At 44.6% G+C, this 12,064-nt stretch carries 11 protein-coding genes; 6 read left to right on the forward strand and 5 right to left on the reverse strand.

Annotated features, from left to right (window positions below):
• Positions 1 to 43: 43 nt before the first annotated feature.
• Entirely contained in the window at positions 44 to 1,660 is a 1,617-nt protein-coding gene (locus tag LDX50_RS13250; RefSeq protein ID WP_225697777.1) for a sulfatase family protein, read from the reverse strand.
• A gap of 157 nt (positions 1,661 to 1,817) precedes the next feature.
• Between LDX50_RS13250 and LDX50_RS13255 the strand changes: the two genes are divergently transcribed.
• Positions 1,818 to 2,714: a Nif3-like dinuclear metal center hexameric protein gene (locus LDX50_RS13255; RefSeq protein WP_225697778.1), complete on the forward strand. Its 897-nt coding sequence runs from the start codon at positions 1,818 to 1,820 to the stop codon at positions 2,712 to 2,714.
• Between the two features lie 6 nt (positions 2,715 to 2,720).
• Here the strand turns inward: LDX50_RS13255 and LDX50_RS13260 are convergent, their stop codons facing one another.
• The gene (locus LDX50_RS13260) at positions 2,721 to 3,500 is read right to left on the reverse strand and encodes a glucose 1-dehydrogenase (protein WP_225697779.1); all 780 of its coding nucleotides are present in this window, start codon (positions 3,498 to 3,500) and stop codon (positions 2,721 to 2,723) included.
• Positions 3,501 to 3,520: 20 nt separating this feature from the next.
• Entirely contained in the window at positions 3,521 to 5,326 is a 1,806-nt protein-coding gene (locus tag LDX50_RS13265; RefSeq protein ID WP_225697780.1) for an acyl-CoA dehydrogenase family protein, read from the reverse strand.
• Between the two features lie 188 nt (positions 5,327 to 5,514).
• Here LDX50_RS13265 and LDX50_RS13270 point away from each other — a divergent pair, with 188 nt between their 5' ends.
• The 5 genes from LDX50_RS13270 to LDX50_RS13290 all read left to right on the forward strand — a co-directional run bounded on the left by LDX50_RS13270 (position 5,515) and on the right by LDX50_RS13290 (position 9,812).
• A complete protein-coding gene (locus LDX50_RS13270; RefSeq protein ID WP_225697781.1) occupies positions 5,515 to 6,756 on the forward strand; it encodes an MFS transporter in 1,242 nt (413 codons plus the stop codon).
• Between the two features lie 37 nt (positions 6,757 to 6,793).
• Complete coding sequence (locus tag LDX50_RS13275) at positions 6,794 to 7,054, forward strand: hypothetical protein (RefSeq protein ID WP_225697782.1); 261 nt, start codon at positions 6,794 to 6,796, stop codon at positions 7,052 to 7,054.
• Positions 7,055 to 7,218: 164 nt separating this feature from the next.
• On the forward strand, positions 7,219 to 7,890 hold the full coding sequence (locus LDX50_RS13280) for an NAD-dependent epimerase/dehydratase family protein (RefSeq protein ID WP_225697783.1): 672 nt from the start codon (positions 7,219 to 7,221) through the stop codon (positions 7,888 to 7,890).
• A gap of 24 nt (positions 7,891 to 7,914) precedes the next feature.
• Entirely contained in the window at positions 7,915 to 8,952 is a 1,038-nt protein-coding gene (locus tag LDX50_RS13285) for an MBL fold metallo-hydrolase (protein WP_225697784.1), read from the forward strand.
• 53 nt (positions 8,953 to 9,005) lie between these two features.
• Positions 9,006 to 9,812 (forward strand): cyclase family protein, encoded by an 807-nt coding sequence (locus LDX50_RS13290; RefSeq protein WP_225697785.1) that lies wholly within the window; start codon positions 9,006 to 9,008, stop codon positions 9,810 to 9,812.
• An 18-nt stretch (positions 9,813 to 9,830) separates the two neighbouring features.
• On the opposite strand, the gene LDX50_RS13295 is transcribed toward LDX50_RS13290, so the two are convergent.
• Together LDX50_RS13295 and LDX50_RS13300 are read right to left on the reverse strand one after the other, a co-directional pair.
• Entirely contained in the window at positions 9,831 to 11,021 is a 1,191-nt protein-coding gene (locus tag LDX50_RS13295) for an AI-2E family transporter (RefSeq protein ID WP_225697786.1), read from the reverse strand.
• 77 nt (positions 11,022 to 11,098) lie between these two features.
• Positions 11,099 to 12,031, reverse strand: a complete 933-nt coding sequence (locus LDX50_RS13300) for a DUF1684 domain-containing protein (RefSeq protein ID WP_225697787.1) — start codon at positions 12,029 to 12,031, stop codon at positions 11,099 to 11,101.
• Positions 12,032 to 12,064: the final 33 nt, after the last annotated feature.

The raw sequence follows: 12,064 nt of genomic DNA on the forward strand, positions 1-12,064 counted from the left end.
TACTAAAATATACAACTGTATTCAGGCATTTGAAAGAATTGATCTACTCCTCAAAGTGCAGCTTAATATACATGCTGTCGAGCGCTTCTGAATCGCCGTATTTCTGGCGTAACTTACCCAGGCGGATCGTTAGATCTGCCACCACTTCGGCATAATCCGGATCATTGTAGACGTTGTGCATTTCCATGGGATCTTTCTTTCTGTCAAACAGCTCCCATTCATCCACATCATAGTAAAAGTGAATGAGTTTATACTCTTCAGTAACAATGCCATAATGCCGTTTTACCATGTGCACTGCGGGATATTCATAATAATGATAATAGACTTCCTCCCGTGTCCACAGATCATTCTGACCCTTTAAAAGCGGAACCAGGCTTTCTCCCTGCATATCATCAGGCGCCGGAATATCTGCCATCTCAAGCATCGTTTGGGCAAAATCAAGATTTTGAACCATTTCGGTGGTCCGACTGCCCGGCGTCACTACTCCCGGCCAACGTATAAGCAAAGGTGTTTTGAATGATTCATCATAGATAAATCGTTTATCAAACCAGCCGTGCTCACCCAGGTAAAATCCCTGATCTGACGTATATATCACGATTGTATTCTCGGCTAGCCCGCTTTCCTCAAGATAGTCCAGCACCCGGCCGATATTATCATCCACAGATGATATGCATGCCAGATAATCCTGCATGTACCGCTGATATTTCCACCGCATTTTATCTTCCATACTGAGACCTGCCCAGTTCTCCTTAAACCAGGAATTGATCGAATCAAGGGTGGGGTCGTACAACGCCTTCTGCGCCGGAGTGGCCCTGTTATACGGACCGTAGAATTCATCCCAGGGCAACGGCTCCACATAGGGTTCCACATCTCCCATAGCTTCAAGCGTCTCCGGTCTTATTTTCGAATCATGACTATATCGCTGGTGCATCAGGATATTCATTTCTGCATCACGTGCAGCCGTACCCCTGCCTTCATAGTTATCAAACAGAGTTGGAGGCTCAGGAAACTGCTTCTTAGTGAATTCGGCAAACTTATCCGGACGAGGCCACCAGGGTCGGTGGGGAGCTTTGTGCAGGTACATCATCATGAAAGGCTTTTCCTTATCCCTGCCTTCTTCGAGCCAGCCGAGTGTCAGATCAGTAATTATATCAGTAACATAGCCTTCAATGGTAGTATCGCCTTCCGGGGTGATAAATTTCGGATTGATATAGTTACCCTGCCCGGGCAAAATCATAAAGTCATCCACACCTTTCGGATTATTACCGAAATGAAGTTTGCCATACATGGCTGTCTGATATCCCGCCTTCTGAAACAGTTGCGGAAATGTAACCTGCGTGGAATCAAATGGCCGCCGGTTGTCGACCTTCCCATGAATGTGAGTATGTTTTCCTGTCAGGATCGTTGCACGTGAAGGAGCGCATATCGAATTCGTCACGCTGGCGTTCGTGAACAGCATACCTTCCTTTGCTATCCTGTCAATATTTGGTGTCTCGATGAGGTGATTGCTATACGCGCTGATGGCCTGATAGGCATGATCATCCGACATGATAAATAATATGTTTGGCCGCTGAGGCTCTTCGGGTGATTCTTCCGAAGTTGAACAGGAAACAAACACGATAAGTGCAAAAAGGATTGTAAAGAGATTTCTGATTATCATAGGACAGGGATTATTCTGATACAAAATAGTCAATTCAGTCCGAATACAGAAACCGAATTCTTTTTCAGCAAAATGTGTAAGTGAAGAAACCAGTTGCTTGTGAGATTTTAATCTTTACCGATATGCATTAACTTGTAATCCGCTTAATAATCAAATCATGAAAGAACTAACCCCGAATCGCAGAATGTTCATTAAATCACTTGGAGTCGCATCAGCCTCCTCCCTTCTACTGCCATCCGGGGTTTTCGGAGGGATCCCGATTTGGTCAACAACGGTGGGTGATATCATCGACCGGTTTATCGGAGAGGTATCAGGTGCACCCTTTTCACAAACGGTAGACACACTTAAAGCCGGCCGGCGGGATATGGAAGTGACCGGTGTGGTGACCACCATGTTCGCAACCATCGATGTTATTGAAAAGGCACACAGCCTGAATGCCAATTTCATCATTGCTCATGAGCCGACTTTTTATAACCACCTCGATGATACAGAATGGCTCGAGCAGGATGATGTTTACCTGTACAAAAAGGAACTTCTGGAAAAGTATGCCATGTCGGTCTGGCGTAATCATGATTATGTCCATACTCTATATCCAGACGGCGTTCAGCAGGGAGTAGTCGATCGGCTGGAGTGGAATGATTACTTTGACCCGGACAACCGAAACCGTTACAGGATACCTGCCATGACGCTGGAATCACTGATTGAACATTTAAAAAAGAGTCTCGGAATCAAGACCGTCCGTTATATAGGAAATCCGGATCAATCCTGCAGCAGGATATTGCTTATGCCGGGGGCTTCAGGGGGAAGACGGCAAATTTCACTTACGAGCGCTGAAAAGCCGGATGTGCTGATATGCGGAGAAATATCCGAATGGGAAACGGCAGAATACATTCGTGATGCACGTTCCAAAGGCGATTCCATATCCCTGATCGTGCTCGGTCATGCTGATAGTGAAGAGCCGGGTTCGGCATTTATGGCCGAGTGGATGGGAGCAAATTTTCCGAACATACCGGTAACAAATATCCCGGCAACAAATCCATTCTCATTCAGGTAAGTGAGATCAGCCTGAAATCAGGTATCCCCCGTCTGCAGCGTATACTCCGCCGGTCATGTAGGATCCGGCATCGGAAGCCAGCAACATTACCAACCCGGCCATTTCCTCTGGTTCAGCAATCCTGTGTAGGGGCACCGCACTCATGTATCCCTCAACGAGTTTATCATTTTTCCATAACCCTTCGCTGAATTTTGTCTTTATCAGGCCGGGACATACCACGTTTGACCGGATACCATAGGGCCCCCACTCCTTCGCCTGGTTTTTTGTAAGCATAATGAGGGCTGATTTGGTAACACTGTACAACCCAAGACCAAACCCGGGATGAATCCCTTCTACTGAAGAAATATTGATGATGCTGCCCCCTTTATTAGCCTTCATATGCGGTAACACAAGGTTCGAAAGAATCCAGGGCGCCTTCACATTTACATCCATTATCTTGTCAAAAACCATTTCATCGGCGCTTTCCAGCGGACCGTAAAACGGATTAATTGCCGCGTTATTTACCAGTATATCAATCCGACCGTAATGCTTCATTGCTGCCGATATGAGGGACTCCCGTTGTTTGGCATCTCCTACATGGCATTCAATACCGATGGCTTCGAGCCCCATGGCATTAAATTCTTCAGCAACCGCGTCGACAGCCTCCTGTTTTCGGCTGCTGATGATAACGCGTGCACCGCTCTCCGCCAGGCCCTGTGCAATATACTTTCCAATACCCTTTGATGCCCCGGTAACAATAGCGACCCTTCCATCCAGATCAAACTGTGATTTAATATTTTTTGTCATGCAGGTTTATACTTAAAGTCCTATGAAAATAGTTCAGAATCATCCTGGAGTGTAATCGCTTCCTTATCCATCAATGTAACGGAAAGACCTATCGCCTTTGGCATTTCATATCGAAAATAGAATTTCATGGCTTGTAATTTAGCGCGGGTAAAGGCTGTTGATTCGTTACCACCTTTTTCCGGATCTATGGCCGTCAACGCAATTTCAAGCCATTGCCAGCCCACTACGATGATCCCCATATATTCCATAAGGATTGTAGCGTCCGACAAAAATCGCTCGTAGTCACCTTTTTGGGCAAACTCCATGAGAAAATTCACAATTTCATCCGTTAAACTAATTGTTGATCTGAGAACATCGGCAGCGGGTTTCAGGACTTCTGTTTCGGAGGCCCGACTGACAGTTTCGCGAATCTCATCCATGAGAAGTTTGTACGCCATGCCATTCTCCATGGTCATTTTTCTGCCAAGCAGGTCCAGTGATTGTATGCCGGTAGTACCTTCATAGATCGAGAATATTCGTATATCCCGGTAATACTGTTGTAGCACAAAATCTTCACAAAAGCCATAACCACCAAGTACCTGCAACCCCGCACTCACCGAATCAATACCCTTTTCAGCGGGGTATGTCTTGGTGAGTGGGGTCAAAATATCAAGGAGATGATTGTACTTCTTTCGGGTTTCAGGATCTGAATGAGATTCAGCCAGATCCTGGTACCGGGCTGATAGCAGGACAAGGCTTAACGAGCCCTCGGCCACAACTCTCTGTGACATCAGCATGCGTTTCACATCAGGGTGATTGATAATCAGCGTCTGTTCCTCCTGCGGGTTCTTATCCCCTGAGGAAGAAAGCTTTCGGCCTTGTGGACGTTCCCTGGCATAGGTAAGTGATGAATGATATGCCGCTGTTGCTATGGCAGCTGCGCCCCTACCCACCGCTATACGGGCTGTATTCATCATTTTGAACATGTAGTTAAGCCCTTCATTTGCATTTCCTACAAGCCACCCCCGGCAATCATCCCCGTCACCAAATGACAGATGCGTCGTACAATAACCTTTTTGGCCGAGTTTCTGAAAATCACCCAGCGTGTTCACATCGTTGGGATGCAGTGTTCCGTCTTTTTCGGGTCGTAATTTAGGAACCACAAACAAGGAAATACCCTTTGTTCCTGCAGGCGCGCCTTCAATCCGTGCGAGCAGAAGATGCACAACATTCTTAACACCCCGATAGTCCCCTCCTGAAATGAAGATTTTCTGTCCGTGAATTTTATAAGCCTCCCCATCAGGCACCGCTGAGGTCACAATATCAGATAATGAGCTTCCGGCCTGTGGTTCAGTCAGACACATTGTACCGGACCATTCACCTGCCAGCATATTCGGGACGTACATTTTTTTAAGTGACTCAGAGCCAAAGTGCTGAATAAGTTCTGCAGCTCCTGCAGTTAGTCCGGCATATCCCGGCAAGTGATTATTTGCCGTTTCCTTAATAAATGCAGCTGCTGAAAGCACCATATTCGGTAGCTGTAAACCACCAGTATCCTGCTCAAAAGTTGCCCCTATGAATCCCGATTCACCGCACAGTTTCAGAAACCTGACTACCTGGGGATGAACAATGATTTCACCATCCCTGTAAAATGCAGGGTCCCGGTCCATTTCGCGAAAGTATGGATACATTTCCTTATCTGAGAACTCCTTTACCGAATCGAGGTAATCATTGATTGCCGATGTGTCATATTCCCTGAAACGATTCATTTCGAGGATGCGACTCAGCTTATGCACATCAAACAGCAGGAATTTGAGGGTAGACAGGTCTACATATTGATCTTTCATAACGGAAGGATTACTTCACGATCAATATAGAAAAATTCTTCCAGTACTGGCGGGGCTTAGAAACACAAAGAAATTAAGCGTCATACCTTCTTTCGTATCAAATAACCCAATGAATCTATTGTTTACTATGTACGGGAAAGTTCAATAAATTATCGGAAGTTTGCCGACATACCAACTTCTCAATTAAAATGAAAGTTGCGCTGGGTCTTCGGAGGAATTGGCAACAATTCACTATACTTCTTGTGATCAATGCTTTTGTAGGTGGAATGGTCGGATTGGAAAGAACGATCCTACCTCAAATTGCGGAGGCTGATTTTGCGGTTGCGGCCAAAACAGCCATACTTTCCTTCATCATTGTATTCGGAGTATCAAAAGCAATAACCAACTACTATGCAGGTGCATTCGCCAACCGTTTTGGAAGAAAAAGACTTCTTGTCCTGGGATGGTTATTCGGTTTGCCAGTACCCTTGATCCTGATCTATGCAGGCAGCTGGAATGCCATTATCGCAGCAAATATTTTACTGGGGATAAACCAGGGACTCACATGGTCCAGCACCATTGTCATGAAAATTGATCTGGTTGGTCCCAGGAACCGGGGTTTCGCGATGGGCCTGAATGAATCGGCAGGATATCTCGCTGTAGGGGTCGTAGCTTTTCTTACAGGATGGATTGCCTCTGAATATGGCCTGCGCCCCTATCCTTTCTATATGGGTATCGCATTTGTACTCATTGGGCTATTCGGAAGTATCCTACTGGTTAAAGATACCATTCATCATGTGAGTATCGAATCCGAAACCAGTAGTGTACCTCTTCTTAGGAACGTTTTTCTGGATACAACATGGCTTAACCCCAATCTTGGATCAATCACTCAGGCAGGGTTAGTGAATAACCTGAATGATGGAATGATCTGGGGACTCTTTCCAATTCTCCTGGTAAGTAAAGACTTTACGTTGGAAGAGGTTGGGAAAATTGTGGCGGTCTATCCAATTGTTTGGGGGCTGGGTCAGTTAGTCACAGGAAAAGTTGCCGATCATCTCAATAAAAAATCAATGTTGATTTGGGGAATGGTGATCCAGGGAATTGCAATTCTGGGAATGTCATTCGCCTTAACCCTGAATCAGTTCCTGGCACTAAGTTGTACCCTCGGTTTAGGAACCGCCATCGTATACCCAACGTTTATGGCGGCAATTTCAGATTATACCAATCCACTGCAGCGTGCCAGGAGCATCGGTGTCTTCAGGTTATGGCGTGACCTGGGATATGCCATTGGCGCAATTCTGACAGGTATTGTAGCCGACAAATTCGGAATCTTCAGTTCCGTACGTCTTACAGCGATCATTACCCTGGTATCCGCTGTAATAATCCTGATAAGAATGCAAAACCCGGCCAAACAGCCCGATTCAAACATCATGTCACAGAACATTACTTAATTAATATTCGTATACTATAATACTAAGTATACCGATCATGAGTAATGGAATAGGATTTGCCGGACTGGGGAAATATCTTAATGATAAAAGCCTGAACCTTCTCAGGCGAGGGAAAGGTGCTGCCCAACCTGATCCGTATCGGGAGGATTTGAGGGAATCAAATACCAATAAAACTGAATACGAAAAGCTCATTACCTGGCAACGGGAAAAACGACGCGAGATCATTCGAATCCGGCTGATCATCTTTAGCGTGCTGTTTCTTGTACTCCTTGCAATAACGGCTCTCCTTGTTTTTTGAATCTGATCTGGATATTTTAATCAAATCCCGGATAAATTATTGCTCAATAAACTGGGTTTAACTGAAGTTAATTAATACTTAAAAAAAGGTTTCCCCGGCATGAAAATGCCTGCGGCCAGATAAATGATATAAGTGCATGATCAAATTATTCAATAACTTACTATATGAAAAAAGTGATCATCACAGGATCTTCCGGAATGGTTGGAAAAGGGGTACTGCTGGAATGCCTCGACAATCCGGAAATTGAACATGTCCTCATCATAAACCGAAAGAGTATACATCTTTCCCATCCGAAAATTGAAGAAATCCTTCTTGAGAATTTTCAGGACATCGCACAGATTCAGGACCGGCTAGCCGGATATGATGCCTGTTTCTACTGTATGGGAATTTCAGCGGTTGGTTTGAGTGAAGAACAATACACGGAAATAACCTATACAATCACAAAAGCATTCGTTGACATACTTTATGATCTGAATAAAAAGATGGTATTTGTTTATGTGTCCGGGCAGGGAACAGATAGTACGGAGAACGGCCGCATTATGTGGGCAAGAGTGAAGGGCCGTACCGAGAATATGATTTTTTCCAAAGGCTTTTACGATGCCTATGCGTTTCGTCCCGGATTTATACTGCCTGAAAAAGATATTACCTCACGAACAAGGCTTTACAATATAATATACAAGATCGCTAAACCTTTTTTCCCGCTATTGAGAAAGTCGAAAAACGTTACAACCACAACGAAATTAGGGCTGGCGATGATCGCAACGCTGTTTCACCCGTCAACAAAGAAGATTCTTGATAACCGCGATATTAATCAATTGGCAGAATCTGTTGTTTAATTATCGCAGCAAACAGGAAATGAAATGAAGCAATTCGGCGGTAAAATAACACAGGAATTAAAGGAACGATATTCGAAGTCAGACAACTGGTCGGAAAACAAATTCCAGAACCTGGTAAAGACAACAATGGATGTGAACATCCAGACCCTTCCCAAAATACTTTACAGGCAATTTTTTGAGACAGCTGGAAGGGAGCCCGGGTCTCCCCTTCCGATCCAGCCTTTCAGAGCCAGTGAATTTCTTACCCCAACAGAGACACCCAAATTCATCTGGTATGGTCATTCAGTACTGCTGATGCAGGTGAGTGGTAAGACCATATTGATAGATCCAATGTTTGGCTCGAATGCCTCCCCCATTGCGCCATTTGCCACAAAACGATTTTCAGCCGGGTCACTGGAGATCATCGATTCTCTTCCTGAAATCGACCTGGTTTTACTCACCCATGACCATTATGATCACCTTGACCTGGATAGCATGCATCGGCTGATTCCCAAAGTAAAACACTTTTATACGGCCCTTGGCGTTGGCAGACATCTTAAATACTGGGGTGTACAAGGAAAAAATATAACCGAATTTGATTGGTGGGACCAGGAAATATTTCATGAAATCCAGATCACTTTTACTCCTTCCCGTCACTTTTCCGGCAGAGGTCTTACAGATAGGGCAAAATCACTATGGGGAGGATGGGTTCTGAAAGAAAATGGTTCCAGTATATATTTCAGTGGCGACGGTGGCTATGGAGATCATTTTAAAGAAGTAGGCTCCCGCCTGGGGCCTTTCGATATTGGTTTTATGGAATGCGGACAATACAATGAGCACTGGCGACAGATACATATGTTTCCTGAAGAAGCTGTTCAGGCCGGATTGGACTCGGGTGTTAAGCGAGCGGTTCCGGTTCACTGGGGTGCCTTCTCCCTGGCTCAGCACACCTGGAAAGATCCCGCGGAACGTTTTGTTCAGGCAGCAATGGAACAGAACCTGAAATTCCTGACCCCGCGCCTCGGCGAACAGTTCAACCTGGAGACCAGTCCCGGTGCCCACTGGTGGAATGATCATTCATAGGTTTGAATTTATTGACAGCCATCGTAAATTGAAAATCAACTAATCTCATCCGAATGAAACCAGCATTGTATACATTTCTTATAATTCTCCTCACCGGATGCTTTTCTGAGCAGAAGTCTGACTCAGAATCTAAAAATGGAAGCCTCCTGAACGGTACCATTATCGACCTGACGTATCCCTTTGACAGTACAACCTTGTTTTGGCCTACAGCCGATGGATTTCATCTCTCCGGATCTGCTGGTCTTACAGATAAGGGGTTCTATTATTCAGCCTATTCCTTCTCCTCAGCTGAGCATGGAGGCACCCATCTCGATGCACCCGTCCATTTTTCAGAAGGAAAACAATCTGTTGATGAGATCCCGTTGGAAAACCTGATAGGTAAGGCCATCGTAATTGATATTTCTGACTCCTGTGTGTTGAATCCAGACTACCAGATCAGTATAGCAGATATACAACAGTGGGAAAAGGAACATGGCACAATTAAAGATCAGACCATCCTGTTATTTCGAACCGGGTTTGGGAAATTCTGGCCGGATGCAAAACGATATATGGGAACCGACGAAAAGGGACCTGACGCTGTGGCGAAATTGCATTTCCCGGGCATCCATCCCGAAACAGCTGAATGGTTAATAACAAATCGTAAAATCTCGGCAACAGGCATTGACACACCTAGCCTTGATTACGGACAATCATCTCTCTTTGAATCACATCGCATACTCTTCAGCGCCAACATTCCCGGATTTGAAAATGTCGCGAACATGGACAAGCTGCCTGAAACTGGTTTTCAGATCATTGCTTTACCTATGAAGATAAACGGTGGCAGTGGCGGCCCACTACGCATTGTTGCTATTGTACCATGAAAGGAATCAAATGAACACCTAATCCTGATGCCCGGCTTCTGAATTACCCTGTTCTTTATTTTCCTCCTCCTCCAGATGTTGCATTCCCTCCTTCATATGTTCAACACCGGCAGGAACCATGTGATCTATTACTTTTTCGCCTTTAACAACAAGGCTCGAAGGATCCAAAGAATCACTGAAGGTGGCACCGTAAATCTCCCACATGGTTATAAACAATGCAGCCACGACCGGACCAATGATCAAACCCGATGCTCCGAACAATGCCAGACCACCCAGTGTACTGAAGAATATCATCAGATCCGGCAATTCAGTTTCTTTACCAACCAGTTTAGGCCGTATGAGATTATCGATGTTTCCAATCACGATTGCACCAAAAAGCAATAAGCCTATTCCTGCGGTTATGTTTCCTGTGATTAACAGATAAATGCCTGCCGGCAACCAGACAATCGCCGGTCCTACCGCGGGAATAATGGAAAAAACTGCCATAATAACCCCCCAAAAGAGTGTATTAGGTATTCCGGCAATCCACATTGCCACACCTCCCATAGCTCCCTGTACTGCACCAATAACAAAGGTTCCCTTGAGCGTTGCCCTTGAAACCGTAATAAACTTTGATAGTAATAAATTCTCTTCTTCCGAATTGAGCGGAAGCATATAAAGGACCCAGGCGAGATAATTCTTTCCATAGATTAAGAAGTAGTACATTGAAAAGAGCATCACGAAAAAATGAAAAAACAAACTCACCGCCCCTGAAGAGATCTGTCCAAGGTTATTAATCACGAATTTCCCGATACCGGCAATGAGACCCTCTACTGTGTCGACAAATTTTTCGTGGTCCGGGAAGAACTTTTCCACAATCGGAATATCATTGATCCGGTCGAGCAACGTACTTTGATCTCCAATTTTATCCTTGAGGATCGGCCCTATTGTTTCAGTGGCATTGATCGCCTGATCCACGACTACAACCAGCAAACCACTAACGGGGAGTAAAATGAGAAAAACAAAAATCAGAAGGGTGACGATACTCGCCCCTGAAGACCGACCGCCAAACCGTTTCTTAAGTCGTAGAAATAACGGGTAAAGCAGACCGCTGAAAATGGCCGATAATAATATGGTCATAAAAAACCCCTTGATCATGGCAATGAAAAGAGCTGACACGGCAAGGGTAATGGTGAGAACGGTTACACGGTTGAAGTAATCTTTGTTCATAGTTTATTGAATTAAACAGATCAAGGTAAAAAAAACAATTGATTTTTGAACATGCAATTTTTGATTAACACTAAATACTAATGAACACCGGCCATCCCGGTGTCTATCGGATCTGATAGTTCACCTGCCAGGATTTTGAATGGAAGGCGATTCTGTGGAGGGGCAAATTTGCATGTTGTGAACTCAGAGAAAATACATGCGGGATTATAGGCATAGTTAAAATCAACCTGTACAGGACCATTCTTCTCCGGAAGTGTAATATATAAATACCGTCCTGCACCATATGTTTGGTCTGCCGAAGTTTCATCGGCGAAGGTGGTGAACCCTTCCTCCCCCACATCCAGTGTATAAGTCTCATCACGATAATTAAATTTAACCTGTCCAATAAAGACTGAATTTTCCTTGAAGTCCAGGGTCGACGGAACTTCCTCGATCAGGGGCTGATCGAAGTATATAAACTCTCCATCCAGTATAAATTCTGCATTCGGTTCAAACCAATGATATCCTTTGAAATTCATTGCCTCAGGATGTTCATGATCACGGATCCGTAAAAAGAAATTTCCTTCACGGTTTAAAAAATGCCAGCTGAACCGGCCATATTGATAATCCTCCGACCTGAACCAGCCTGTACGTGGCAGTTGCACGGTAGAGTCTGAGGATCCATCGGCAGTTTCGAATAAAAACCCGGCTGAAACAAAAATCAATGAGTCCGGAGTGAAGTGTACCATGCCCAATTCCTCCGGAAAATCCTCATATTCAACCATAATGGCCTTGTCAGGGCGGGTACCAATATAATTCTGTTGATCCGGGAAAAGTTGATAACGACCAATCAACTGTAGGTATTCCATACGGCTTTTTTCTGCAAGTGTCTCCCGATAACTGCTCAGTGAATTCAAATAGACTTCATCCAACTCAGATTCCTTTTTTTGTGAATCACATGAAAAAAGAACTGACAAGATCAGTAACACAGGAGAAAAATAGTATCGGCTGGATTTTACCGTGATTTTCATAACCTAATATTACTTTTATGGGGGCAAATAAAA

This window comes from Fulvivirga sedimenti (genome assembly GCF_020328055.1).

Excerpts from the sequence above, each read along its gene's own strand:
- LDX50_RS13250 (WP_225697777.1), bottom strand. The coding sequence starts at position 1,660 with ATGATAATCAGAAATCTCTTTACAATCCTTTTTGCACTTATCGTGTTT.
- LDX50_RS13255 (WP_225697778.1), top strand. The coding sequence starts at position 1,818 with ATGAAAGAACTAACCCCGAATCGCAGAATGTTCATTAAATCACTTGGA.
- LDX50_RS13260 (WP_225697779.1), bottom strand. The coding sequence starts at position 3,500 with ATGACAAAAAATATTAAATCACAGTTTGATCTGGATGGAAGGGTCGCT.
- LDX50_RS13265 (WP_225697780.1), bottom strand. The coding sequence starts at position 5,326 with ATGAAAGATCAATATGTAGACCTGTCTACCCTCAAATTCCTGCTGTTT.
- LDX50_RS13270 (WP_225697781.1), top strand. The coding sequence starts at position 5,515 with ATGAAAGTTGCGCTGGGTCTTCGGAGGAATTGGCAACAATTCACTATA.
- LDX50_RS13275 (WP_225697782.1), top strand. The coding sequence starts at position 6,794 with ATGAGTAATGGAATAGGATTTGCCGGACTGGGGAAATATCTTAATGAT.
- LDX50_RS13280 (WP_225697783.1), top strand. The coding sequence starts at position 7,219 with ATGAAAAAAGTGATCATCACAGGATCTTCCGGAATGGTTGGAAAAGGG.
- LDX50_RS13285 (WP_225697784.1), top strand. The coding sequence starts at position 7,915 with ATGAAGCAATTCGGCGGTAAAATAACACAGGAATTAAAGGAACGATAT.
- LDX50_RS13290 (WP_225697785.1), top strand. The coding sequence starts at position 9,006 with ATGAAACCAGCATTGTATACATTTCTTATAATTCTCCTCACCGGATGC.
- LDX50_RS13295 (WP_225697786.1), bottom strand. The coding sequence starts at position 11,021 with ATGAACAAAGATTACTTCAACCGTGTAACCGTTCTCACCATTACCCTT.
- LDX50_RS13300 (WP_225697787.1), bottom strand. The coding sequence starts at position 12,031 with ATGAAAATCACGGTAAAATCCAGCCGATACTATTTTTCTCCTGTGTTA.